24 protein-coding genes are annotated in these 25,001 nt (G+C 61.2%); 9 read left to right on the top strand and 15 right to left on the bottom strand.

Annotated features, from left to right (window positions below; genetic code table 11):
* The first annotated feature begins 167 nt into the window (after positions 1–167).
* The 3 genes from plsB to RGV59_RS12195 are packed head-to-tail and all read left to right on the top strand — an operon-like array spanning position 168 to position 3,856.
* Positions 168–2,687 (top strand): glycerol-3-phosphate 1-O-acyltransferase PlsB, encoded by a 2,520-nt coding sequence (gene plsB, locus RGV59_RS12205; RefSeq protein WP_126585658.1) that lies wholly within the window; start codon positions 168–170, stop codon positions 2,685–2,687.
* Between the two features lie 50 nt (positions 2,688–2,737).
* Positions 2,738–3,139: a YbaY family lipoprotein gene (locus RGV59_RS12200; protein WP_046384477.1), complete on the top strand. Its 402-nt coding sequence runs from the start codon at positions 2,738–2,740 to the stop codon at positions 3,137–3,139.
* 27 nt (positions 3,140–3,166) lie between these two features.
* On the top strand, positions 3,167–3,856 hold the full coding sequence (locus tag RGV59_RS12195) for a DUF4197 domain-containing protein (RefSeq protein WP_017844721.1): 690 nt from the start codon (positions 3,167–3,169) through the stop codon (positions 3,854–3,856).
* Positions 3,857–4,559: 703 nt separating this feature from the next.
* On the opposite strand, the gene RGV59_RS12190 is transcribed toward RGV59_RS12195, so the two are convergent.
* On the bottom strand, positions 4,560–5,177 hold the full coding sequence (locus RGV59_RS12190; protein WP_079442981.1) for a LysE family translocator: 618 nt from the start codon (positions 5,175–5,177) through the stop codon (positions 4,560–4,562).
* A gap of 406 nt (positions 5,178–5,583) precedes the next feature.
* On the opposite strand from RGV59_RS12190, the gene RGV59_RS12185 reads away from it, so the two are divergent.
* The gene (locus RGV59_RS12185) at positions 5,584–6,039 is read left to right on the top strand and encodes an Lrp/AsnC family transcriptional regulator (protein ID WP_046490157.1); all 456 of its coding nucleotides are present in this window, start codon (positions 5,584–5,586) and stop codon (positions 6,037–6,039) included.
* A 125-nt stretch (positions 6,040–6,164) separates the two neighbouring features.
* Here the strand turns inward: RGV59_RS12185 and RGV59_RS12180 are convergent, their stop codons facing one another.
* Positions 6,165–9,236: an efflux RND transporter permease subunit gene (locus RGV59_RS12180; protein WP_046490155.1), complete on the bottom strand. Its 3,072-nt coding sequence runs from the start codon at positions 9,234–9,236 to the stop codon at positions 6,165–6,167.
* Between the two features lie 6 nt (positions 9,237–9,242).
* Positions 9,243–10,343 (bottom strand): efflux RND transporter periplasmic adaptor subunit, encoded by a 1,101-nt coding sequence (locus RGV59_RS12175; protein ID WP_017844716.1) that lies wholly within the window; start codon positions 10,341–10,343, stop codon positions 9,243–9,245.
* Between the two features lie 93 nt (positions 10,344–10,436).
* On the opposite strand from RGV59_RS12175, the gene RGV59_RS12170 reads away from it, so the two are divergent.
* Positions 10,437–11,096, top strand: coding sequence for a TetR/AcrR family transcriptional regulator (locus tag RGV59_RS12170; RefSeq protein WP_046490153.1), 660 nt, complete (start codon positions 10,437–10,439; stop codon positions 11,094–11,096).
* A gap of 18 nt (positions 11,097–11,114) precedes the next feature.
* Here the strand turns inward: RGV59_RS12170 and RGV59_RS12165 are convergent, their stop codons facing one another.
* A complete protein-coding gene (locus RGV59_RS12165) occupies positions 11,115–11,897 on the bottom strand; it encodes a class I SAM-dependent methyltransferase (protein ID WP_017844714.1) in 783 nt (260 codons plus the stop codon).
* Between the two features lie 96 nt (positions 11,898–11,993).
* Here RGV59_RS12165 and RGV59_RS12160 point away from each other — a divergent pair, with 96 nt between their 5' ends.
* Positions 11,994–12,614 carry a hypothetical protein gene (locus RGV59_RS12160; RefSeq protein WP_017844713.1) on the top strand — a complete coding sequence of 207 codons (621 nt, stop codon included), beginning with the start codon at positions 11,994–11,996 and terminating at the stop codon, positions 12,612–12,614.
* 40 nt (positions 12,615–12,654) lie between these two features.
* Here RGV59_RS12160 and RGV59_RS12155 read toward each other — a convergent pair whose 3' ends face one another.
* The 6 genes from RGV59_RS12155 to ppc all read right to left on the bottom strand — a co-directional run bounded on the left by RGV59_RS12155 (position 12,655) and on the right by ppc (position 19,179).
* Positions 12,655–13,482, bottom strand: a complete 828-nt coding sequence (locus RGV59_RS12155) for an isocitrate lyase/PEP mutase family protein (protein ID WP_017844712.1) — start codon at positions 13,480–13,482, stop codon at positions 12,655–12,657.
* 27 nt (positions 13,483–13,509) lie between these two features.
* Positions 13,510–14,370 (bottom strand): DUF72 domain-containing protein, encoded by an 861-nt coding sequence (locus RGV59_RS12150; RefSeq protein ID WP_126585657.1) that lies wholly within the window; start codon positions 14,368–14,370, stop codon positions 13,510–13,512.
* Positions 14,370–14,669 carry a hypothetical protein gene (locus RGV59_RS12145; protein ID WP_017844710.1) on the bottom strand — a complete coding sequence of 100 codons (300 nt, stop codon included), beginning with the start codon at positions 14,667–14,669 and terminating at the stop codon, positions 14,370–14,372. Before RGV59_RS12145 ends, RGV59_RS12150 begins: the two co-directional genes overlap by 1 nt.
* A gap of 160 nt (positions 14,670–14,829) precedes the next feature.
* Positions 14,830–15,516 (bottom strand): tRNA (adenosine(37)-N6)-threonylcarbamoyltransferase complex dimerization subunit type 1 TsaB, encoded by a 687-nt coding sequence (gene tsaB, locus RGV59_RS12140; protein WP_126585656.1) that lies wholly within the window; start codon positions 15,514–15,516, stop codon positions 14,830–14,832.
* A gap of 90 nt (positions 15,517–15,606) precedes the next feature.
* Positions 15,607–16,254: an adenylate kinase gene (gene adk / locus RGV59_RS12135; protein ID WP_046384484.1), complete on the bottom strand. Its 648-nt coding sequence runs from the start codon at positions 16,252–16,254 to the stop codon at positions 15,607–15,609.
* A 279-nt stretch (positions 16,255–16,533) separates the two neighbouring features.
* Positions 16,534–19,179, bottom strand: coding sequence for a phosphoenolpyruvate carboxylase (gene ppc / locus RGV59_RS12130; protein WP_017844707.1), 2,646 nt, complete (start codon positions 19,177–19,179; stop codon positions 16,534–16,536).
* Positions 19,180–19,377: 198 nt separating this feature from the next.
* Here ppc and RGV59_RS12125 point away from each other — a divergent pair, with 198 nt between their 5' ends.
* The 3 genes from RGV59_RS12125 to RGV59_RS12115 all read left to right on the top strand — a co-directional run bounded on the left by RGV59_RS12125 (position 19,378) and on the right by RGV59_RS12115 (position 21,274).
* Positions 19,378–19,722, top strand: a complete 345-nt coding sequence (locus RGV59_RS12125) for a hypothetical protein (RefSeq protein ID WP_017844706.1) — start codon at positions 19,378–19,380, stop codon at positions 19,720–19,722.
* Between the two features lie 284 nt (positions 19,723–20,006).
* Positions 20,007–20,432, top strand: coding sequence for a DUF4398 domain-containing protein (locus RGV59_RS12120; protein ID WP_026139763.1), 426 nt, complete (start codon positions 20,007–20,009; stop codon positions 20,430–20,432).
* A gap of 56 nt (positions 20,433–20,488) precedes the next feature.
* On the top strand, positions 20,489–21,274 hold the full coding sequence (locus RGV59_RS12115; protein ID WP_017844704.1) for an OmpA family protein: 786 nt from the start codon (positions 20,489–20,491) through the stop codon (positions 21,272–21,274).
* Positions 21,275–21,321: 47 nt separating this feature from the next.
* Here the strand turns inward: RGV59_RS12115 and RGV59_RS12110 are convergent, their stop codons facing one another.
* From RGV59_RS12110 to RGV59_RS12090, 5 genes are all read right to left on the bottom strand, one after another.
* Positions 21,322–21,690, bottom strand: a complete 369-nt coding sequence (locus RGV59_RS12110; RefSeq protein WP_126585655.1) for a hypothetical protein — start codon at positions 21,688–21,690, stop codon at positions 21,322–21,324.
* Between the two features lie 119 nt (positions 21,691–21,809).
* Positions 21,810–22,136 (bottom strand): hypothetical protein, encoded by a 327-nt coding sequence (locus RGV59_RS12105; protein ID WP_017844702.1) that lies wholly within the window; start codon positions 22,134–22,136, stop codon positions 21,810–21,812.
* Positions 22,133–23,038, bottom strand: a complete 906-nt coding sequence (locus RGV59_RS12100; RefSeq protein ID WP_126585654.1) for an alpha/beta hydrolase — start codon at positions 23,036–23,038, stop codon at positions 22,133–22,135. Before RGV59_RS12100 ends, RGV59_RS12105 begins: the two co-directional genes overlap by 4 nt.
* Before the next feature lie 104 nt (positions 23,039–23,142).
* Positions 23,143–24,420, bottom strand: coding sequence for a flavohemoglobin expression-modulating QEGLA motif protein (locus tag RGV59_RS12095; protein WP_017844700.1), 1,278 nt, complete (start codon positions 24,418–24,420; stop codon positions 23,143–23,145).
* Between the two features lie 21 nt (positions 24,421–24,441).
* Positions 24,442–24,990, bottom strand: coding sequence for a hypothetical protein (locus RGV59_RS12090; RefSeq protein WP_017844699.1), 549 nt, complete (start codon positions 24,988–24,990; stop codon positions 24,442–24,444).
* Positions 24,991–25,001: the final 11 nt, after the last annotated feature.

Below are 25,001 nucleotides of genomic sequence, written 5' to 3'. Positions count from 1 at the left end.
CATGATTGTTATTGTCGAGTCGGTCGCGTTGAACTGCCGAGTATAAGACAGGCTCAAAAACGATCAACCCAACTTTACATCGCTGCTTTTTTGCCGATTTTCGGTGAATACGGCACACTACCCACCCGAGCACCTGCTCGGTTTTTTCCACTTGAAGCAGCTCGCCTATGACCCGCTCCCCGTTCCGCCGTCTGGTGTTTGGCACCTTGCGCCGACTGTTGTACCTCTGGGTTCGCTCAGAGACGATCAACCAGTCGTCCCTTACCCTTAACCTCGACCGCAGCCGGCCGGTGTTCTACGTCCTGCAATCACCCTCCCTCACCGAATTGGCCGTGGTCGATACCGAGTGCACCAAGGCCGGCCTGCCGCGCCCGGTGCTGCCGGTAGCGGTCGGGCCGTTGCTGGAACCCGCGGCGTTCTTCTACCTCACGCCAGAGCCGGACTGGCTCGGCCGCCAGGACAAACGCGGCGCGCCGCCGACCCTGACCCGCCTGGTCAATACCCTCAGCGCACACGCACAAGAGAATGCACAAATCATTCCGGTCAGCGTGTTCTGGGGGCAGTCGCCCGACAGCGAGTCCAGCCCATGGAAACTGCTGTTCGCCGACAGTTGGGCCGTCACCGGGCGGCTGCGCCGGCTGCTGAGCATCCTGATCCTGGGGCGCAAGACCCGCGTACAATTCTCCGCGCCTATCAACCTGCGTGAATTGATCGAGCACAATAAAGGCCACGAACGCACCGTTCGCATGGCCCAACGCATCCTGCGCGTACACTTTCGCAACCTGAAAACCGCAGTGATCGGCCCCGACCTGTCCCACCGCCGCAACCTGGTGAAGGGCTTGGTGAATATGCCGCTGGTACGCCAGGCCATCCTCGATGAAGCCGAACGCGAGAAGATCAGCCCGGAAAAAGCCAAGGCCCTGGCCCTGCGCTACGGCAACGAAATCGCCTCGGACTACACCTACACCGCGATCCGCTTCCTGGAAGTGGTGCTGAGCTGGTTCTGGAACAAGATCTACGACGGCATCAAGGTCAATAACATCGAGGGTGTGCAACAGGTTGCCCAGGGTTACGAGGTGATCTACGTCCCCTGCCACCGCAGCCATATCGACTACCTGCTGCTGTCCTACCTGCTGTTCAAGAACGGCCTGACCCCACCGCACATCGCCGCCGGCATCAACCTGAACATGCCGGTGATCGGCAGCCTGCTGCGCCGCGGCGGTGCGTTTTTCATGCGCCGCACCTTCAAGGGCAACCCGCTGTACACCTCGGTGTTCAACGAATACCTGCACACCCTGTTCACCAAGGGTTTCCCGGTGGAGTACTTCGTCGAAGGCGGACGCTCGCGCACCGGGCGCATGCTGCAACCGAAAACCGGCATGCTGGCGATCACGTTGCGCAGCTTCCTGCGCTCCTCGCGCATGCCGATCGTGTTCGTGCCGGTGTATATCGGTTACGAGCGTGTGCTCGAAGGCCGTACCTACCTCGGTGAGCTGCGCGGCGCGAGCAAGAAGAAAGAGTCGATCTTCGATATTTTCAAGGTGGTCGGTGCGCTCAAGCAGCGCTTTGGCCAGGTCGCGGTCAACTTCGGCGAACCGATCAAACTGGCGCAATTCCTCGACGCCGAACAACCGGGCTGGCGCGCCCAGGAACTGGGCCCGCACTACAAACCGGCGTGGCTCAACCAAACCACCAACCGCCTCGGCGAGCGGGTGGCGCGCCATTTGAACGAAGCGGCGGCGATCAACCCGGTGAACCTGGTGGCCCTGGCGCTGCTGTCGACCACGCGCCTGGCCCTGGACGAACAGGCCATGGCCCGCCAGTTGGACCTGTACCTGGCGCTGCTGCGCCGGGTGCCCTACTCGCCGCATACCACCCTGCCCGAAGGGGATGGCATGGCGTTGATCAAGCACGTCAAGGACATGAACCTGCTGTCGGAACAGAGCGATGCCCTCGGCAAGATTCTGTACCTGGACGAGCAGAACGCCGTCCTGATGACCTACTACCGCAACAACGTGCTGCATATCTTTGCCTTGCCGGCGCTGCTGGCGAGCTTCTTCCAGAGCAGCTCGCGGATGAGCCGCGAGCAGATTCTGCGCTACACCCGTGCGCTGTACCCATACCTGCAGTCAGAGCTGTTTATCCGCTGGTCGCTGGAGGAATTGGACACGGTGATCGACCAGTGGCTGGAGGCGTTTGTCGAACAAGGCCTGCTGCGTTTCGAGAACAACGTGTACCTGCGCCCGGCGCCGAGTTCGCGGCACTTTGTGCTGCTGACACTGCTGTCCAAGAGCATCGCCCAGACCCTGCAACGCTTCTACATGGCGATTTCGCTGCTGCTCAACAGCGGCCAGAACAGCATCAGCGCCGAAGAGCTGGAAGACCTGTGTACGATCATGGCCCAGCGCCTATCGATCCTGCATGGCCTCAATGCCCCGGAGTTCTTCGACAAGAGCCTTTTCCGACATTTTATTCAGACGTTGCTGGAGCAAGATGTGCTGCGCCGCGACGAAGCCGGTAAGTTGAGCTATCACGACCTGCTCGGCGAACTGGCTGAAGGCGCGGCGAAACGGGTGCTGCCGGCTGAGATTCGCCTGTCTATCCGCCAGGTTGCCCTGCACCGCGTCGACGGCGCGGCCGAAGCGCCGGTCGAAGCCGAAGCCCGCAAACCGGAAGAAAGCCGCTAAATTGAATAAGGCGTCGCTGGGTTACGGCGCCGTTGAAAAGGAGCTGCACCATGAAAAAGATCATCCTCCTGGGCCTGACCGCCCTGCTCGGCGCCTGCCATTCCATGAATCCCGCGCCCAAGGCCAGCCTCGATGGCGAAGTGTTCTACCTGCAACGCATCGCGCTGCCGCCGACAGCCATCTTGAGCGTCAGCCTGCAGGACGTATCGCTGATGGACGCGCCGGCCGTGACCCTGGCCGAACAGAAAGGCCCGGTCAAAGGCCAGGTGCCATTGCCGTTCCACTTGAGCTATGACCCGGCCCAGGTCAAGCCAGGCCACAGTTACTCGGTCAGCGCTCGCATCGAAGTGGAGGGCAAGCTACTGTTCATCACCACCGAGCGGCACCCTGTGCAACTCAATGGCCAAGACGTTCAACCGCTGCGCCTGCGGGTTGATGCGGTCGCACACTGATTATTTCCAGATCATAAGGAAGCGCCCATGCTCCGTAATTCCCTTCGTCTCACCGCCCTGTGCGCCGGCCTGCTGCTCGGTGCCAACGCCATGGCCCTGGATCTTGGCAGCCTGTCCCAGGGCGACGCCGCCGGCGGCCTCAAGGATGCATTGACCCAAGGCGCACAGATCGCCGTGAAACAACTGGGTGTACCGGGTGGTTTCAGCAACAACCCCGACGTCAAGATCGGCCTGCCGGGAAAACTGGGCAAAGTTGCCGACAAGCTGAAGATGTTCGGCATGGGTGACCAGGTCGAGCAACTGGAAACCAGCATGAACAAAGCCGCCGAAACCGCCGTGACCCAGGCCCAGCCAATCCTGGTCAACGCGGTGAAAAACATGAGCGTGAGCGATGCCAAGGGCATTCTCACCGGCGGCCAGGATTCGGCCACCCAGTACCTGAACAAAAGCAGCCGCGAAGCCATCCGCGCCAAGTTCCTGCCGATCGTCAAGGCCGCCACCGACAAGGTCGGCGTGGCGCAGCAGTACAACGCCCTGGCCGGCAAGGCCGCGGCGTTTGGCGCGGTCGATGCCAAAAGTGCCAACGTCGAAAACTATGTAACCGAACAAGCGCTGGATGGTTTGTTCAAGATGATTGCGCAGCAGGAAGAGACCATTCGCAAAAACCCGGCGGCAGCGGCGACCAGTCTGGCAAAGAAGGTGTTTGGCGCGCTGTAACGCCACGCGACCTGAGCTGAAAAAAAGGCCCTGACATCGTCAGGGCCTTTTTTTCGCCGAACCGTCTATCAGGCCCCCGAACCAGGCGCCGCACGCTCACACCCGGCAGCGTCGATGAGTAGGCTCAATAGTGGATGTGCGACGCTCGTCGGGCGCCACCGTGAGACATGTGTGAGTGATGAGAGCTGGACGACGACGCATTGAAGTTATGGCTATCGTTGTTGATATTAATATTGATATCGCGATTGGCGTTTGGCTGATTCTGTCCAAACATATTTCCCAGCCCAAGCATCGAGCCCGCGACTTGCATCGGTAACGCCAGCAAAGGTAGTAAAAGCATACACACTCCTTCCTATTCAGATTAGCGCCAACTCACTGCCCCGCATCTCATACGCGGGAACCGCTCGGTCGACTAATCCTGTGTGGAAGCAAGGGCAAAAATGGTTCCGTCCTGCGTGTGAAATACTGCCTCGCGTCAGTTGAAAATAGAATCGGCCAGGCGCCTCAGTAGCAGCGTGGCAAATGCGTTGATCGGCGCAATAAACGAAACAGTCAGCAGGCCATTGGGATTCATCACCGTCAGCCAGAAGAAGTACCACCCGCAGAAGCAGTCCGCGCCAGGGTCAACAGCAGTGCAGACACGGCCCCAAACATGAAAACTATCCTCGGGCGGAACTATTCAATGGTCTTCCCAGCGAAAGCGCTATTGCGTCAGCGTGATTGACCAGGCAACCGTCGCGACCATCAAAATCGCGAAGCTTACGTTAAGTCGTCGGCTCCAAGTGGGGTGGATGAATAACTTGCGCATTCGACTGCCGGCAAAGAGCCACAGAACGTCGAATACCACACACACCAGCAGACAGATCAAGGCTTTCGCACCTTGCTCCCAGGCAGGTGCGGCGCCCAGGGTGAAACTGCCCAGCAACGCGGCGAATGCGGCATAGGCCTTGATATTCGCCACACCCAGCACAAACCCGGCGCCCCAGCCCGGCGTGATCACGGACTGCTCATCCCTGATGGGCGGCGCGGTAGCAATCTGGTAGGCCAGCCACACAATATAAACAATGGAGATGACCGTCAGCGCCGTCGCCAGCATCGGAAAACTGTGCAGAACCACATAGAGGCCGGAAGCAACCAATGCCATCGCGATCACCAGGCCCAACGTGATCCCCACGAAAAACCGAGTTGAACGCCTCATGCCATAAGCAGCCCCACTCGCCGCCAGCGCCAGGGTCGCCGGGCCTGGACTGGCAAGCAGCGCGATGGCGGCGACGGCGAAGGTAAATATCGCCTGGTAAACGGACAGTGCAATGTCGGGCATACGCTTCCCCTTTGAAGAACATTCGTGACGGCTTAGCGAGGCAGCCCGTGTTCATGGCAGTAGTAGACGGTTCTGTGGTTTTTCATAAAGTCGATCACGCCATTGGATCCTCTTATGTCGGGCAAACTCATGACGCAGCGAAAATACTTTTTCGGCAGGGAAGTTATTATTGTGAAGTGATTGCAAGCGAGCTTGCATCAAGTATGTAGTTCATCTCGCGCCCTCGACAATATAGATAAAGTTGCAATAGAAACATCACAACACAGCGTTAAGTGAGCGGCGCAATATTGCAGGGCCCGCTGATCAAACAATAGGTGGGCACCTTGAAAAGGTCTATTCTTTTTTCATCCGTGTATGGTATGTAAGATTTTCACGCGATTTCATCAAAATTCGTAAGGTCCATCTAATGAAAAAGCTTACAAAGGGCGACCAGACACTTGACCCTATTGATCGCGCGCTGATTGTCGCCCTCCACCAGAACGCCCGCGCGTCTATTCGCGCCCTCGGCCGACAGGTGGGGTTATCGGCCCCCGGCTGCAGCGAACGCCTCAAGCGTCTGGAAGGCTCGGGGGTCATCAGCGGGTTCAGCGTGGAGTTGGACGCCCAGGCCCTGGGCTTTGCATTGCAAGCGCTGGTCAGGGTTAAACCCCTGACTGGAAAATTCCAACAGGTTGAACAGTTGCTCGCGCAAATGGCTGAATGTGTGGTGTGCTACAAAATCACCGGGGACGACAGTTTTGTCTGCCATCTTTATATCGACTCAGTTGCCCACCTGGACCTGACCCTTCAAAAGATCGCCCCCCTGGCCGACACTAATACATCGATTATAAAAACCGTCGAGAAGAAACTGCCGGCCCTCTGATTAGTCTTGTGGGAGATATCCTGGCGCTATTAACCGCTGTCGCGGCTTCAGGCATTCCCCACTCACCTTACACTTTCTTCAGCGTGCATCAGGCGTAGGCACTTATATACATACGCCTGTTCTCCTTACTCTTGGTCACCCGTTTTCCTGACACGAAACCATGCAGCATAAAGCGCGGGCAGGAACAGCAACGTCAATGCCGTCGCCACAATCAACCCGCCCATGATCGCCACTGCCATCGGCCCGAAGAACACACTGCGTGACAGCGGGATCATCGCGAGTACCGCCGCGAGGGCTGTGAGAACAATCGGCCGGAAGCGTCGGACAGTGGCTTCGATAATCGCCTGCCACGGCGCCAGCCCTGCCTTGATGTCCTGTTCGATCTGGTCCACCAGAATCACCGAGTTGCGCATGATCATTCCTGACAGGGCGATGGTGCCGAGCATGGCCACGAAGCCGAAGGGTTGGCGGAACACCAGCAGGAACAGCGTGACCCCGATCAGCCCCAGAGGCGCCGTGAGAAATACCATTACCGTGCGTGAGAAGCTGCGCAGCTGCAGCATCAGCAGCGTCAGCACCACCACGATAAACAGCGGCACACCGGCCTTGACCGAATTCTGCCCGCGGGCCGAGTCCTCGACGGTACCGCCGACGTCCAGCAGGTAGCCGTCCGGCAGTTCGGCACGCACGCCTTCGAGGGTCGGCAGGATCTGCTGAACCAGGGTCGCCGGTTGTTCCTTGCCGTAGATGTCGGCGCGCACGGTCACGGTGGGCAGGCGGTTACGGTGCCAGATGATGCCTTCCTCAAAGCCGTATTCGAGGGTGGCGATCTGCGACAGCGCGACGCTTTTGCCGTTGTCGGTCGGCACGGCCAGGCTCGGCAGCAGCGACAGTTCAGTGCGCTCATGGACAGTGCCGCGCAGGAGAATTTCGATCAACTCGTTGTCTTCCCGGTACTGGCTGACGCTGGCGCCGGTCAGAGAACTCTGCAGGAATTTCGACAGGTTGGCGGTACTCACACCGAGGGCGCGCGCACGGTCCTGGTCGATATTGAGGTAGACGATCTTGCTCGGTTCCTCCCAGTCCAGATGCACGTTAGCTACGTGGATATTTTCGCGCACCTTGGCCGCCACTTTACGCGCCAGGGCACGGACTTCGTCGATATGCTCGCCGGTCACGCGAAACTGCACCGGGTAACCCACGGGCGGGCCGTTTTCCAGGCGTGTGACCCGTGAACGCAGGTCGGGGAACTGCTCGTTGAGGGTTTCGATCAACCAGATGCGCAGGCTTTCGCGCTCTTCGATGGACTTGGCCAACACCACGAACTGCGCAAAGCTGGCGGCCGGCAGTTGCTGGTCGAGGGGCAGATAGAAGCGCGGCGAACCGGTGCCGACATAAGCCACGTAGTTGTCGATGCCGGCGTGTTCCTTGAGCAGGGCTTCCAGGCGCTTGACCTGGCCAGCGGTGTTGCTCAGGGACGCGCCCTCGGCGAGTTTCAGGTCGACCATCAACTCCAGGCGGCCGGAAGCCGGGAAGAACTGTTGCGGCACAAAACGAAACAGTGCGACCGAGCCGACAAACAGCAGCAGCGTCAGCACGATCACGGTCTTGCGCCGACTGACACACCACTCCAGCAAACGTCTGACACGCTGGTAGAACGGTGTGCCGTAGGGATCGGGACCGTCAGCGCCGTGTTTAGCCGCATGAATTTTCGCCAAGTCCGGCAGGAGTTTTTCGCCCAGGTACGGCACGAACACCACGGCCGCGACCCACGAGGCGAGCAACGCGATGGTCACTACCTGGAAGATCGAACGGGTGTATTCACCGGTACTCGACTGCGCGGTGGCAATCGGCAGGAAGCCGGCCGCCGTGATCAGCGTACCGGTCAGCATCGGGAACGCGGTACTGGTCCAGGCAAAACTGGCCGCTTTAAGGCGGTCGTACCCCTGCTCCATTTTGATCGCCATCATTTCCACGGCGATGATCGCGTCATCCACCAGCAAGCCCAAGGCCAGCACCAGCGCGCCGAGGGAGATCTTATGCAAGCCGATGCCGAGGTAGTACATGCAGGCAAAGGTCATCGCCAGCACCAGCGGAATCGCCAGGGCCACGACCATGCCAGTGCGTATACCGAGGGAGAAAAAACTCACCAGCAAGACAATGCCCAGCGCCTCGGCCAACACCCGGACGAACTCTCCGACACCGGTTTTCACCGCCGCCGGTTGGTCCGACACCTTGCGCAGTTGCATGCCCGCCGGAAGGTTCTTCTGCAGGCGTGCGAACTCGCCTTCGAGGGCTTTGCCCAACACCAGAATGTCGCCGCCCTCGTGCATGGCGACGGCCAGACCGATCGCATCTTCGCCCATAAAGCGCATGCGCGGCGCCGGTGGATCATTGAAGCCACGGTGGATGTCGGCCACATCGCCAATACGGAAGGTTCGGTCGCCTACGCGAATCGGGAAGCTGCGAATCTCTTCCACACTCTTGAAGTTACCCGACACCCGCAGTTGCACGCGCTCAGTCGGGGTTTCAAAGAAGCCGGCAGTGGAGACCGCGTTCTGCTCCTGCAGCGCTTGTTGAACAGCGGCCAGCGGTAAGCCGAGCGTGGCGAGTTTGAGGTTGGACAGCTCGATCCAGATCTTCTCATCCTGCAGGCCGAGCAGTTCGACCTTGCCCACATCCGGCACGCGCTGCAGTTGAATCTGGATGCGGTCGGCGTAGTCCTTGAGCACGGCATAGTCAAAGCCGTCGCCGGTCAGGGCGTAGATATTGCCGAAGGTGGTGCCGAATTCATCGTTGAAAAACGGTCCCTGGATATCCGGCGGCAAGGTCTGGCGAATATCGCTGATCTTCTTGCGCACCTGGTACCACAGCTCGGGAATCTGCGCCGAGCGCATGGCATCGCGGGCGATGAAGGTGACCTGGGATTCGCCGGGGCGCGAGAAAGACACAATGCGCTCGTACTCACCGGTCTCCATGAGCTTTTTCTCGATGCGTTCGGTGACCTGGCGCGACACGTCCTGGGCCGTGGCACCGGGCCAATTGGTCTTGATCACCATGGCCTTGAAGGTGAACGGCGGGTCTTCGCTTTGCCCAAGCTTGGTGTAGGACAAAGTGCCGACCACCGCCAGCAGGATCATCAGGAACAGTACGATCTGGCGATTACGCAACGCCCATTCGGAAAGATTGAAACCCATCGGGGACTACTCCTTGACCGCCAGATTCACCACCCGGTTGGAGCGATCCACTGGGCGCACTTGCTGCCCCTCATGGAGCACATGAACGCCGGCGGCAATCACCCAGTCGGTAGGGCTCAAGCCTTCGAGCACGGGTACGGTTTTTTCGCCAAAGGCGCCGATACGTACCGGGGTACGCACAAGGGTGTCATCCGGCTGCACGCGCCAGACGTAGGACACGCCGTTCTCCGCGCTCAGGGCTGACAGCGGCACCGACAGCGGAATAACACCGTCTGCCTGTATGAAAACGCGGGCGCTCTGGCCCAACTCGGCCGGAACCTTACCGCCGGTGAAGGCGATGCGCGCAGCGAAGGTGCGCGATTTCGGATCGGCTGCGGGCGACAGTTCGCGAATACGTCCGGCAAATCGCTGGCCCGGCTGGCTCCATAACTCGACCGACACCGGCTGGCCGATCTTGAACCGGCCGAAGCCTTGCTCGGGCAGGCTGATCAGCACTTCACGCTCGCCATCGGTGGCCAGGGTGAACACGGTCTGGCCGGCGGACACCACCTGGCCGACTTCCACCGCGCGCTTGGCAACCACGCCATCCTGCGGAGCGCGGAGTACGGCATAACCGGCCTGGTTACTGGACACATCGAACTCGGCCTTGATCTGCTTGAGGCGCGCCTCACCTGATCGGTACAGATTTTCAGCATTGTCGTACTGGGAACGGCTGACCAACTGACGATCCATCAGGGTCTTGTAGCGGTCACGCTCGGCACGCACCAGCCGCAGGTTGGCCTCGGCGGCGGCCACCTGGGCGCGGGTGGCTTCCAGTTGCAGGCGCACATCCTGAGGGTCGAGTTCCGCCAGCGGTTGATTGGCCTTGACCCGCTCGCCCTCCTCCACCAGCCGTTTGCTGACCTTGCCGCCGATGCGAAAGGCCAGGTCCGGCTCGTACCGGGCACGCACCTCGCCTGGATAACTGTCCATCATCTGCGCTGCAGGCTGTGGTTGCACCACCATGGCCGGGCGGAGGGTAGTCTGGGGCGATTCTTCATGGCCGCAGGCGGCGAGTAGAAAGACCAGGCTGGCAGGCAACGCAAGGGGCAGGAGAATGCTGCGCATGCTGAAGGACCTTTCGCAAATGATGCTAGGAATAATTATACTGGGCAGTATGTTATTAATACCAAACTCACCAGTCCAGTATTAAAGGTGGAAATGTCCGACAATCTTGTCAATACCAGTAGCCCTGGGCGTCCCAAGGACATGGCAAAACGCCAGGCAATCCTCGAAGCAGCGAAAATCCTGTTTTTGAGCAACGGTTACGCAAATACCAGCATGGATGCCGTGGCCCTTGAGGCCGGCGTATCGAAACTGACCGTCTACAGCCACTTCACCGACAAAGAGACCTTGTTCACCGCCGCCGTGATGGCCAAGTGCGAAGAACAGTTGCCGGTGATGTACTTTGAGCTGCCCGAGGGTGTGCCTGTGGAGACGGTGCTACTGAATATCGGGCGCCGCTTCCATCGCCTGGTCAACAGCAAGGAATCGGTGAACCTGCACCGCCTGATGATGACCACGGGCAATCAGGACGTGAAACTCTCGCAGATCTTCTTCGAAGCCGGGCCGATGCGGATGTTGCAAGGCATGGAGCGTCTGCTCGGGCACATCGACCAGAGCGGCGCGCTGAGCATCGACAAGCCCCTTACCGCAGCCGAACACTTCTTCTGCCTGCTCAAGGGCACGGCGAACTTCTGCTTGCTGTATGGCTGCGGCGGTCAATTGAGCGAGGAAGCGGCCGAAGCCCACGTGCAGGATGTGGTGGGATTGTTTATGCGGGCCTATCGCCGAGAACCCGCTGCAAGCGGCAACGGGTGACCGCTTGCAGCGCGAGGCTCAGGACTTGAGTGCCTTTTTCGGATAGATGTCGTAGCGGCTGGATTTACCATCCAGCGCATGGCTCGGCTTGGGCCCCTCGATGCACGGCGCCTTGCGCGGGCGCTTGACCACCACGCGGTGACTGGCCAGGGCCAGCGCCGCCGCCAGCAGGGCCGGTGCGTCAGGATCGTCGCCCACCAAGGGGCGGAACAGGCGCATTTCCTTCTTCACCAGGGCGGTTTTCTCACGGTGCGGGAACATCGGATCGAGGTAGATCACCTGGGGCGGCTCGCCTTGCCAATTGAGCATCACCTCGATGGAGTTGCCCTTGAGCAGCGTCATCCGCGCCACGATCGGCGCCACCTCAAAATCCTCCGCCGCGCGTGCCAGGCCATCCTCGAGCAATGCGCCGATCAGCGGCTGACGTTCGATCAGGCTCATCTCGCAGCCCAGGCTGGCCAACACGAATGCGTCCTTGCCCAGCCCGGCCGTGGCGTCCAGCACCCGTGGGCGCACGCCCTGGGCGATGCCCACGGCCTTGGCGATCATCTGCCCGCTGCCGCCGCCGTACAACCGCCGATGCGCCGCGCCGCCTTCGACGAAATCCACGCGCACCGGCCCTGGCGCGTCAGGCCCGAGCTGTTGCAACTGCAGGCCCTGCTCCCCGACTTGCAGGGAAAACTCCGCATCCGCCAGCTGTAGCGGCAAGCCCAGCAACGCAGCCCACTGTTCGGCGCGGGCCTGGAAGCCGTCGGCCAAGGCCTCGACCTGGATGCGGCTGGCCGCTGGTTGTTCGCTCATGAATCGCTACGCTCAAAAATATTAAGGATCGGCCAACAACGGCCGATAGAAACAAGGATCAGGTATTTTGCCAGAGCTGAGCGTCGACCGAGAAAAATGTCAGACATTCTTCCGCTAACCATCGGTGTACTGCCGACCCACAACCACTACGGCCTGCGCAATACTCAAGCGCTGGCCGGCGTCAGTCATGTGTGGCAGGACTTCTTCGCCCGCGCGTTGGCCGAGCAGCTCGGCGAAACGCCGGACGCGCTCGCGGCCAAGGCGCCAGCGCCGCTGGACCCAGCGGTGGAACCCAGCGCTGGCGCTGACCTGCTGTCGCAGATCCTCACCCAGCGTGAGTGCGACGTGAAAGACACCGAGATCGCCCCGCCTGAACCGCTGTTCCTGCCGATTGCCGAGTTCGAAACCGAGTTGTTGCCACCGGCCGCCACGCCATTCCCGCAAGAAGAGATCGTCGCCCAGCAGCGCCAGCAGAATTTCGAAAGCACTTGGGTGCGCCCGATCGTGCTGAGCGCCGGCCAACCGTTACCGGAACCCGGCGCTGCGCCGGAACCGCGCCCATTACATTTGCCGATCGCCGAGTTCGAACTGGACCTGCTGCCACCGGCCGCCACGCCGTTCCCGCAAGAAGAGCTGGTCGCCCAACAAAAGGCCCTGGACTTCGACTACCACTGGGCGCGTCCGTTGATCGTCAACAACCTGCGCCTGGCGGCATAAGCCTCAACGCCGCGCCCCACGCCGTGCGAACACGCGCCGCTTAATCCTTGAAGAATTGGCTGGCCTGGCTGTAGGGCATCGAACGCTCGGTGAAGGTAAAGGTGCCGGACTGGTACACCTCCTGCGCCGCGCGGTAAAACTCGCCATACGCCGCCAGCGCCATGGCCGAGCCCACGCTGATGCGCTTGACGCCCATCGCGCTCAACTGCGCCACACTGAGTTTCAGGCCGCCGGACATCAACACATTCACCGGTTTGGGGGCCACGGCCTTGACCACCGCCAGCACCTCCTCGGCACTGCGTAGCCCCGGCGCATAGAGCACGTCCGCACCGGCTTCGGCGTAGGCCTGTAGGCGGCGAATAGTGTCAGGCAAATCCAGGCGACCATGCAGGAGGTTTTCTGCACGGGCCGTCAGCATGAACGGGAATGGCAGGCTGCGCGCAGCAACGACCGCAGCTTCCACACGCTCGACGGAAAGGTCAAAGGAATAGATCGGGTCGACGGCGATACCCGTGGCATCTTCGATGGAGCCACCGACGATACCGCTGGCCGCCGCGCGCAAAATGGTCCGGGCGCAGCCGTCGGGGGTGTCGCTGAAGCCGTTTTCCAGGTCGGCGGCCACCGGCAACGCGGTGGCCTTGGCGATCATCGTGGCGTTGACCAGGGTGTCTTCCAGGGACAGCGCCCCTTCGGCATCCGGGCGCCCCAGGCTGAATGCGTAGCCCGCGCTGGTGGTGGCCAGGGCTTCGAAGCCGAGGCTGGCGAGCATGATCGCCGAGCCTGCGTCCCACGGGTTGGGCATCACAAACGCACGATCGCGTGCATGCAGGGCCTTGAAGGTTTCGGCGCGAAGGGTTTGGGCATCCATGACTGACTCCTGGCGGGAAAAGGAGCCTTAGAGTAACCCCAGTTGCTGCGCGACGGGTTCGCGGTGCAAGGTCGGCAACGCGGGCAAGCCGGGCAAACGTGCCATCAGCTTGGTGTGAAAACGCAGCGCCAGTTGCGCGGCGAGGCGATTATCCGAGGTGTGCAGGAACACGTAGGGGGTGCGCCCCTCTTCGATCCAACCGGCGATCTTTTCCACCCACGGGATCAGGAAGGGGTCGTTGGCCTCAAGCTCGGGGTGGCCGATGAAGCGCACCTGGGGAAACAGCGTCAACGCCGCCGGACGCGGCGGTACCTTGGGCTTTTTCGCCTGGGCATGCAGCACCGCGGCCGAGGTGGATGTGCAACTGAACAGGGCGCGAGGGTCGAGGCAGATCCGTTCGACGCCACGGTCGCGCAGCAGGCGGTTGAGCATGCGCTCGGCATCACCCTTGGCGAAGAATTGCGGGTGGCGCACTTCCACGGCCAGGGGGCGTTCCAGCCCGTCGATAAACCCGGCCAGTTCAGCGAGGCGCTGCGGCGAAAAGCTGGCCGACAATTGCAGCCACAGCGGCGAAACGCGCTCACCCAACGGGCTCATCAAGTCGACGAAACTGTGTGCCGCCGGCAGTTGCTCACGCAGGTCGCCACCGTGACTGATGTCACCGGGGAACTTGGCAGTGAAGCGAAAATCCGCGGGCATGATCTCGGCCCAGCGCTGCACGGTGGCGGCTGACGGGCGCGCATAAAACGTGGTGTTGCCTTCCACCGCGTTGAAGACTTGCGAGTAGAGGGCGAGGTAATCGCTGGAACGGGCATCGACAGGGTACAGGTACTCGCGCCAGGCGTTTTCACTCCAGGACGGGCAACCGATGAAATAAGGCAGGCGCATTAGATGTGGATGTCGAGACCCAGCACTTCCATATCCCATTCGACAAAGCCGGCGGTGGTCAGGTAGCTGGCCAGGGCGGTGGCAACGCTTTTGCTCATGGAGCGCGGGAAGACCATGTCTTGCTGACGGGCAGGAAGACCGCTGGTACGCGCGTTTGCAGCGCCTTGGGGGCTGGACGCTTCGGACTGGACCTCGATGAAGTCCGGCGAATCCTCGACGGACTCGTCTACCGTGACGTTTGCCTTGCGCGGCTTACGCTTGAGGGGGTAGGACTGTGAGGAAAAGCCGTCTATACGCATCGATGCGAACTCGGTATCAGTAATGGCATTTTAGTGGCGCAATCCGTAGCGCGCAAATGCTCTGGTGATAACTAGAACACATAAATGGAAAAAGGTTTAAACGCCGGGGCAAATTCTGACGATTGGCGCGCTTTGGCCAAAAACACCCGTATTTTTGACGTCAAATTACCCCGCGTTCGGCCTTGGTCTGCGCGACTTTATCGCGCAGATACACCGGCGCCGCCTGGTCCGCAGCAATCGCTTCGCCGCGCTCGAACGCAAAGCGCGCCAGGGTCAGCAGGTCTTCGGCATGCGGCAACAGTGTGGCGTCCTGGCCAACCAGCGGCACACCGATGCGCTCGCCATAACCCCAGCCCGTACCGGCACCGAACCAATCACCGCTGGCATCGCTCGGCAACTCCGCCGCTTCGGGGGGCAGCACGGCCTCAACGCCGGCCAGGCGCATCTCGCCGTCGGTTTCGCGGTAGCAGCCCCAGTAGACTTCATCCATCCGCGCATCGATCGCCGCCGCCACTTGCCGTGCGCCGTGTTCACGCAACGCACGCTGGGCCAGCACGGCGAGGTTGGACACCGGCAACACCGGGCGCTCCAACGCAAAGGCCAGGCCCTGGACCACGCCGATGGCGATACGCACGCCGGTAAAGGCGCCCGGGCCACGGCCGAAGGCGATGGCGTCCACGGCCGACAGGCTCGTGCCGGCGTCCTCCAGCAGTTGCTTGATCATCGGCAACAGCTTCTGCGCGTGCAGGCGCGGGATCACCTCGTAGTGGCTGGTGACCTTGCCATCGTGCAGCAAGGCAACCGAGCAAGCTTCAGTCGCAGTGTCCAGGGCCAGCAGGGTGCTCATCGGTGTCGGTGTCCAAGTCGAAAAAAAGTGCGCCAGTATAAACAACAACGGCCCGCAAGCGGGCCGTTGTGCGTAAAGCCGATCGTTCGATCAGCTCAGTGCTTGCAGCACCTTGCCGGTGATCGCTTCCACCGAGCCGACGCCAGGGATGTGGCTGTACTTCGGCTTGCCTTGGGCAGCCGACAGCTTCTGGTAGAAATCCACCAGCGGCTTGGTCTGGGAATGGTAGACCGACAGACGATGACGCACGGTTTCTTCGGTGTCGTCTTTACGCTGCACCAGGTCTTCACCGGTGACATCGTCCTTGCCTTCGACTTTCGGCGGGTTGTAGATGGTGTGGTACACGCGACCCGAGGCCTCGTGAACGCGGCGACCGGCGATACGCTGCACGATCTCTTCGTCTTCAACCGCGATTTCGACCACGGCGTCCAACTCGACACCTGCCGTCACCAGGGCTTCTGCCTGGGGAATGGTGCGTGGGAAGCCGTCGAACAGGAAGCCATTGGCGCAATCGGGTTGCGCGATACGGTCCTTGACCAGCGCGATGATCAGGTCATCGGAAACCAGACCGCCAGCATCCATGATGCTTTTGGCTTTAATGCCCAGCTCGGTGCCTGCTTTTACCGCAGCGCGCAGCATGTCACCGGTGGAGATTTGTGGAATGCCAAATTTTTCAGTGATGAACTTTGCCTGAGTACCTTTACCGGCCCCGGGAGCTCCCAGCAGAATGACGCGCATCGATGTGCTCCTCAATTTTTTATAGAGATGACGCTCGGATTCGCCGCGGGGGCCAATCTCGTAAAAATGTGGGTCCAGGCCGCCCAAACGGCCAAAGGCTGATCAAGATACACAGCAGGCCTTAACCACACAAGCCGCCAAAAGTAGGAAAAACCCGCACCACGCATGCGTCATAGGAGAGGTGTGCCTGAGTGCAACCCGCCCCCCTAAACGCCGACCGCCCTGTTAAGGGCGGCCGTCGTGGGTTATCTGCAAGCCGTTGAGCACACGCAAAAAACCTCAGCCAGTATTGCGCAAGCCGGCGGCGATACCGGCCACGGACACCAGCAACGCCTGTTCCAGAGGGCTGTCTTGTGCCGCTTCCTGGCGACGCGAGCGCGCCAGCAATTCGGCCTGCAACAGGTGCAAGGGGTCGAGGTAGGTGTTGCGCAGGCGGATGAACTCCAGGGTGTCCGGGCTATGGGCCAGCAGTTGAGACTGGCCAGTCAGGCCAAGCACCACCTGGCAGGCCTGCGACAATAGGTCGCGTAAATGCGCGCCCAACGGCAACAGCTCGGGCTGCACCAGGCGCTCGTCATAGAGCCGCGCGATATCGGCATCGGCCTTGGCCAGCACCATTTCCAGCATATCGATGCGGGTGCGGAAGAACGGCCATTGCTCGCGCATCTGCCCCAGCAACTCGCCTTCCCCGCGCTCCAGCGCCTTGCTCAACGCCGCTTCCCAGCCGAGCCAGGCGGGCAGCATCAGGCGGGTCTGGGTCCAGCCGAAGATCCACGGGATCGCCCGCAGGCTTTCAATACCACCGGCACGGCGTTTGGCCGGGCGACTGCCCAAGGGCAGGCGCCCCAGCTCCTGCTCCGGGGTGGACTGGCGGAAATACTCGACGAATTGCGGATTTTCCCGCACCACCGCGCGGTAGGCGCTGACGCCGTCCGCTGCCAATTCATCCATCAAATGGCGCCAGGCCGGCTGCGGTGGCGGCGGCGGCAACAACGTCGCTTCCAACACCGCCGCCAGGTACAGATTGAGGTTCTGCTCGGCGATGTCCGGCAGGCCGAATTTGAAGCGGATCATTTCGCCTTGTTCAGTGGTGCGGAACCGCCCCGCCACCGAGCCCGGCGGTTGCGACAGAATCGCCGCGTGGGCCGGGCCGCCGCCTCGTCCGACGGTGCCGCCGCGACCATGGAACAGCAGCAGTTCCACCTGTTGCTCGCGACAGATATCCACCAGACGTTCCTGCGCCCGGTACTGCGCCCAGGCGGCGGCGGTGGTGCCGGCGTCCTTGGCCGAGTCCGAGTAGCCGATCATCACTTCCTGCGGGCCTTGCAGCCGCGCGCGGTAACCTGGCAGCAGCAACAGTTTTTCGATCACCGGGCCGGCGTTGTCCAGGTCGGCCAGGGTTTCGAACAGCGGCGCCACGCGCATCGGCCGTTGCACGCCCGACTCTTTGAGCAACAGTTGCACCGCCAGCACATCCGACGCGGCGCCGGCCATGGAAATGACATACGAGCCCAGGGACGCGGCCGGGGCGGCGGCGATTTCGCGGCAGGTGTTCAACACCTCGGCGGTATCCGCCGACGGCTTGAAATAGCCCGGCAGCAGCGGTCGACGATTGACCAGTTCCTTCATCAGGAAGCCGATACGCATCTCTTCGTTCCAGTCTTCGTAACGCCCCAGACCGAGGTAATCGGTGATTTCGGTCATCGCTGCGGTGTGGCGGCTGGCGTCCTGGCGCACATCCAGGCGCACCAGGAACAGGCCAAAGGTGACGGCGCGACGCAGGCAATCGAGCAACGGACCATCGGCGATCACGCCCATGCCGCACTCATGCAGCGACTGGTAGCACAGCTCCAGCGGGTCCAGCAGGTCGCGGTTGTGTTGCAGCACATCCGCCGGTGCCGGGATGGTCGCGCTCAATGCGGCTTGGGCCCATTGGCGGGTCGCCCGCAGGCGATCACGCAGTTGCTTGAGCAGCACGCGATACGGCTCGACGCTGTCGCCTACCTTGGCCTGCAACGCCGGGCTGGCCTGCTGCATCGACAGCTCCGAGGCCAACTGATCGATATCGCGCAAGTACAGATCGGCCGCCATCCAGCGCGCCAGCAGCAAGACTTCGCGGGTGACCGGCGCGGTGACATTCGGGTTGCCGTCACGGTCGCCGCCCATCCACGAGGCGAAGCGAATCGGCGCCGCTTCCAAAGGCAGGCGCAGGCCGGTGGCGGCCTGCAACGCATGGTCGGCCTTGCGCAGGTAATTCGGGATCGCCTGCCATAACGAGTGCTCGATCACCGCGAAGCCCCATTTGGCTTCATCCACGGGCGTGGGCCGGGTACGGCGGATTTCCTCGGTGTGCCAGGCCTCGGCGATCAGCCGTTGCAGGCGCTCGCGGATCTGTTCGCGCTCGGCGGTGGTGAGGTCACGGTGATCCTTCAGCGCCAGTTGCGCAGCAATCGCGTCGTATTTCTGGATCAGGGTGCGACGGGCCACTTCGGTGGGGTGCGCGGTGAGGACCAGTTCGATCTCCAGGCGCCCCAATTGACGGGCCAGGGATTCATTGCTGTGGCCTTCGCGTTGCAGGCGCGCCAACAACTCCGGCAACACCCGCGATTCGAAAGGCGCCGGTTGCGACTCATCGCGCCGATGAATCAACTGATACTGCTCGGCGATGTTGGCCAGGTTGAGGAACTGGTTGAAGGCCCGGGCGACCGGCAACAGTTCGTTTTCCTGCAGTTGGTTCAGACTGGCGCTGAGTTCCTCGCCCGCCGCCTGATCGGCCACCGCGCCACGCCGGTCAGCCTTGGCGCCTTTGCGGATCTGCTCGATCTTGTCGAGAAAATCATCGCCGTACTGCTCTCGAATGGTGTTGCCCAACAGTTCACCCAGCAGGTGAACATCCTCACGCAAGCGTGCATCGATATCACTCATCAGCCAATCTCCAGCCAGAAATCCGGGACGCGCAGGCCTTCCAGAGTGCCGCCCGCGTCACTTTCTGACAAGGCCAAGCACAAACCACTTTAAACCTTGTGGCTTACAGCTAGTCTCATGAGTGAGTCGCCGCGTTTATCCACGCTGGCGGCTGGTCGCTCATCACCGCCCGTTACCCAGGGTTTTATTGAGGTTGCCATGAAAATTCGAGAACTGGCCCAGCATTGGGAAGAAAACGCCAAGGGTCGCCTGACCAAGACGGAGTACGCGATCCATCTGGACGTGGAATCCGCCGCCCGCCTGGCGGCCATCGCGGAGATGTACCCCAAGCGCCACCCCGAAGAATTGCTCGGCGAGCTGATCGGCGCCGCCCTCGAAGAGCTGGAAACCAGCTTTCCGTACATCAAGGGCCAGCATGTGATTGCCACCGACGAAGAGGGTGATCCGTTGTATGAAGACGTTGGCCCCACCCCGCGCTTCCTGACATTGTCGCGCCGCTATCTGCACGACATGTCGGCCGGCGCCGACGAACCGAAGCACTGATCAGCCGTTCTTAAACACCCTCCATCCCGCGTATTTCCGGGCCTCACAAGGGCCCGGCATACCTCTGCGCGCGGCAAAAGTTCAAGCCAAAAAGCGCTGACCGATCAGTCAGGTATTTTTTCAGGCCAATAGCCATCTTCTCTGAACTTTTGAAAAAAGCCGCAGGTCACAACCAGTAAGCCATCACTTGGAACGGCCGTTTGAATAGGCGTTTCGTGCTTTACCGCCGGGCCCGCAGCCGCTGACCAGTGCGATGGATTTTGATGTTTTTGAGGCGTTATCCAATGGAGTTGAAGACGATGAAGACCAGCACTGCCAAATCCACGTTTAACCACCTGCGCGGGCTCAAACTGGCCGCGTTGGCCATCGGCACTAGCTTCGTCCTGGCGGGCTGCGCGGGCAACCCACCGACCGAGCAATACGCGGTGACTCAGTCTGCGGTCAACAGCGCAGTCAGCGCCGGCGGCACCGAGTTCGCCGCCGTGGAAATGAAGTCGGCCCAGGACAAGCTCAAGCAAGCCGAAATTGCCATGCACGACAAAAACTATGACGAAGCCCGTCGCCTGGCCGAGCAAGCCGAATGGGACGCCCGCGTCGCTGAGCGTAAAGCCCAGGCCGCCAAGGCCGAGCAGGCGGTGAAGGACTCGCAGAAAGCGGTTGATGAACTGCGCAAGGAAGGCATGCGCCCGGCTGCTATCCAACAGAAATAAGCCGCCGCCCCTTGGCTGCATCGCACCTGATATCGAATTGAAAGGACGACACGACTATGCGCAAACAATTGATGATCCCTGCCCTGCTGGCGATGAGCGTTGCTCTGGCAGCATGCTCCACTCCGCCGAACGCGAACCTGGAAAATGCACGGACCAACTTCTCGGCCCTGCAGTCCAACCCGCAAGCCACCAAAGTGGCGGCCCTGGAAACCAAGGACGCCAGCGAATGGCTGGACAAGGCTGACAAGGCTTACCGCGACAAGGAAGACCAGAAGAAAGTCGACCAATTGGCCTACCTGACCAACCAGCGCGTTGAAGTGGCCAAAGACACCATCGCGCTGCGCGAATCCGAAGCCAAACTGAAAAACGCCGGTGACGAGCGCGCCCGCGCCCTGCTCGATGCCCGCGACGCGCAGATCAAGCAACTGCAAGACAGCCTGAACGCCAAGCAGACCGAGCGTGGCACCCTGGTGACCTTTGGTGACGTGCTGTTTGCCACCAACAAGTCCGACCTGAAGTCCAACGGCCTGGTCAACATCACCAAACTGGCGCAGTTCCTGCGCGATAACCCGGACCGTAAAGTGATCGTCGAAGGCTACACCGACAGCACCGGTTCCGATTCGTACAACCAGAGCCTGTCCGAGCGCCGTGCGGCCTCCGTACAGCGCGCACTGGCCCAGCAAGGCGTGGACATTTCGCGCATCGTGACCCAGGGCTATGGCAAGGAATACCCGGTGGCCGATAACGGCAGCGTTTCCGGGCGCGCCATGAACCGCCGCGTTGAAGTGACCATCTCCAACGACAACCAGCCGGTCAAGCCACGTTCGTCCGTCGCTTACTGATCGATGCTGGAAAAAAACCCACCTGAACGGTGGGTTTTTTTTGCCTGTCAGGCGCCGATCTTACGACCGTTGTCGCTGTCCGGCATCATCGCTTCCATGCCTTGGCGCCCGGCCATCATCTTCTTCAATTTCTCCATATCCAGTTGATCGCCGGAACCGCCAGAGCCCGAGGAATCGCCACCGCCCTGAGCACCACCACTGCCCTGAGCACCGCCACTGCCCTGAGCACCGCCACCGCCTTGAGCACCGCCACCGCCCTGAGCACCGTTGCTGCCTTCCAGTTTCTCCAGAAGCTTCTTGATCAGCTCGGCCCCCATCTTACCCGGCTGCTGCCCAACCTCTTGCAAGCCCCCCTGATCAAGGCTGTTCTGCCCATTGACCATGCCCATTGCTCTATCGAGTGCACTGATAGCCATACCGCTCTCCCGGATTTTTTCGTAAGGATTGTTATCAGCAACGCTGACAAGCCAATCAGTGGCGTCTTACGCAAAACGGTTCCAGAAATTTCAGGCCGGGCGGTACTGCGCGCAACGGTTTATTGCTGCAACTGTGGGGTTTCCTGACCGACGCAACGCACGGCCTGCTTTTTGTTGTTCACCAGCACACCGCTGAGGCCTTTTTGCTCGGTATCGAACATCACCAGCACGCCATCGACGCATTGCGCCACTTGCGCCGCCGGGGTCAGGGAGATCTTGTAGTCCTCGCCGGGCACGGTCTTGAGCATGGTGAAGTCGCTGAGCAGCAACGCGTCTTCCGGTTTGGCGAAATGCAGATAGCCATAAAACCACAGGCAGCCGACGGTGCCGATGATGGTGCCGATACCGGTGAGGATCAGCGGGATCATGTTGCGTTCTTCGCTCATTGCGGGCTCTCTGATGAGTCAACTTTAGGAATAGGGTAATTCGGAATCTCGCCCAGGCGACGCAGGCCATTGAAGTGTTGCGGGTCGTCCAGATAACGCAGCATCACAGTTTGCCAGGTCTTGTCGGCAAAGGTCTGCACATGTCCGCCGCGGGTCAGTTGCAACACCCTGGGTGCAGGCGCGGCCTGATACAAGCGGATGCCATTGGCCAGCGGCACGATCGGGTCATCGAGGCTGTGGAACAGCAGTTTCGGGACTCCGCTCAACTGGGGCATGCCATTGATCGCACTGTCGGCGTCGGGCACCAGCCAAGACAAGGGCACCTGAAACGGCCATGTTAACCAGGAGGTGCTCAGGGCGAATTGTCCTACATCACGATAACTGGCGGGCACGCCGTCCAGCACCAGGGCCTTGAGGTGGGCCTGCCGCTCGGGGTGGGCCGCCAGGTAATGCACGGCCAGCGCGCCGCCCAGGCTTTGGCCGAGGACGATCAACGGCTGGCCCTGGGTTTCGGGCGCCTTGTCGATCCAGCTGAAAGCCGCGTCGACGTCCTGATAGATCGCCGGCAGCGACGGCTTGCCTTGCGACAGCCCATAGCCGCGATAGTCCAGCAACAGCACTTGATAGCCCTGCTCCGGCAACCACCAACTGCCGCCCAGGTGCCAGGCCAGGTTGCCGCCGTTGCCGTGCAGGTGCAGCACCGTGCCCTTGAGCGGCACTCCCGGCTTGGCCGGCAGCCACCAGGCATGCAGCTTGACGCCATCGGCGGTGGTGAGCGTGACGTCGCGATACGCCAGGTGCGCCTTTTGCGGCGTGAACGGCAAGCCGGGCTCCGGGTAGAACAGCAGGGAGCTGCAGCCGTTCAGTGTGAGTAACAGGCAAAGAATGCCGAGGATTCTCATCCGTTGAAGCCTCGCTGATGGTCGAAATGTTCAGGCGTGTGCAGGTCCAATTGTGGGAGCAAGCCCCCTCCCACCTTGTTGAACCGGTTGGGTCAGTTCAGCCTTTACAGGATGTTGGAGTAATCCGCCTCGATCCGATCCAGGCTCAAATGGTTGAGGAAGTTGGAGAAACACATCCACGCCGCCAGGGCGTTCATGTCGCGGAACTGCTCCGGCAGGTATTTGGGCGGCACCACCAGGCCTTCGTCGATCAGTTGGCGCAGGGTACGCATGTCTTCCAGGGTGGTCTTGCCGCAGAACAGCAACGGCACTTGTTCCAGCTTGCCTTTGCGCACGGCCAGCTGGATGTAGTTGTAGACCATGATAAAGCCCTTGAGGTAGGACAAATCCTTGGTAAACGGCAGACCGTTCGGCACCGAGCCGCGAAACACCCGGCTGGCGTTGCCGTAGCTCTCGGCCATTTCAAAACCTTGCTCGCGGAAAAACTCGAACACCTGCAGGAAATCGGCGCCCTCTTCCACCATGTGGATGGCACGGGTGCGGTTGGTCAGCTTGCGCAAGCGACTCGGGTAGGAGGCGAAGGTGATGATTTCCATCAGGATCGCCAGGCCTTCCTGGGTCACGGTCGACGATGGCGGGCCCTTGGACAAGAAGGTGCAGATCGGCTGGTTCAGGCCGTTGAGGGTGGTGCCCACATGCACCAGGCCTTCATGCACTTCGAGGGCGCGCACGTCGCGCTCGTTGAACATCGCATCGGCGCGGATCTTGATGTAGTCGGCCCCCGCCGCTGCGTCGGCGACAATGCCGTCGGACTCGAACACGCGGATGGTTTCCTCGGCCTCGCCAAACACCTTGTTCAGACGGGTTTGCAGCAGGCTGACCGCGTCCTTGGCGGTGAGGGTCTTGGCCTCGTCCTTCAGGTCGCCACGCACGTCGATATTGTTCAGGTAGTCGGAGAGCATCAGGCCGAGGTCGGCCAGGGTCGGGTCGCCGGCATGGAAGGCATCGGAGGCGGCGCCGTAGAGTTCCTGGGAAATCAGGCCGAAATCCTCGGTGCCACGCGCTTCGAGCATACGCACCACCATGCGGTACTCCCGGCACATGCGGCGCATGATCTGCCCCACCGGGCTGAACTGGCCGAGGCGGCGGGTGATGTCGCGCTCGATGTTCTGGAACTCCAGCTTCACCGCGCTCGAATCGAACGACAGCGGCCGGTTCAGGTAGTAATCGCGGTCTACCGCGGGCATTGCCTTGCCCTTGGCCTTGAGGAAGCCTTGGCGAATGTTGTCGTCCCATTTCACTGCGTCGAGGACGCGGATCGGTGTTTGCGCCAGCACAATGCGATCGGACAAACTGCGTATCGTCTGCTGGTAATCGTCCACCCGGTACTTCCTCTTTAAACGTTATTTATCCGCACGCCGGTAGCGCGCGGCTTCAACGAACACATCGGCATTGGCCGGGTCATCCAGGTAGGCAAACACCTGGTCCATCGGGCTGTCGACCAGTACACCGGGGCCTTCCACGGTGTCCACGGTGCTGCCGTGCAACGACCGCTGCCCGATGGCCTGGTGAATTTGCTCGAGGTCGAGGTTATAGACCACCAATTCGTGCGTTTCGTCGAGTTCGAACCCCGCCAGAACGTAATGCCCACCGAGTTTGCCCGGCAACGGCGCCGACAGATACCAGCGATTGCCATGGCGCGAGACGCTGAACACGTACTCATCACGCTGGCCGGGCTTGGCCTGAGGGTAGCTCACGGCTTTGTAGCGGTGTTTGCCGGCGCGGCTGATCTGCAGGTTGAGCGGCTCGCCCCAGGCATTCTTGCTCGTCCATTGGCCCACCAGCGCAGCGGGCGCCGCCTCGCTGGCCGGCAGCGGTTCCTTGAAGGTCACCAGGCAACCGCTGAGGAAGAGGAACGACAAGGCGACGACCGCGACACGCCAGGCTTTCATTGGACACTCCC

The sequence above is a fragment of the Pseudomonas sp. FG1 genome, assembly GCF_034313875.1.
Classification (GTDB): Bacteria; Pseudomonadota; Gammaproteobacteria; order Pseudomonadales; family Pseudomonadaceae; genus Aquipseudomonas; species Aquipseudomonas veronii.
The sequence above is the reverse complement of the archived record's forward strand: the minus strand, read 5'-3'. Positions and strand labels throughout refer to the sequence as shown.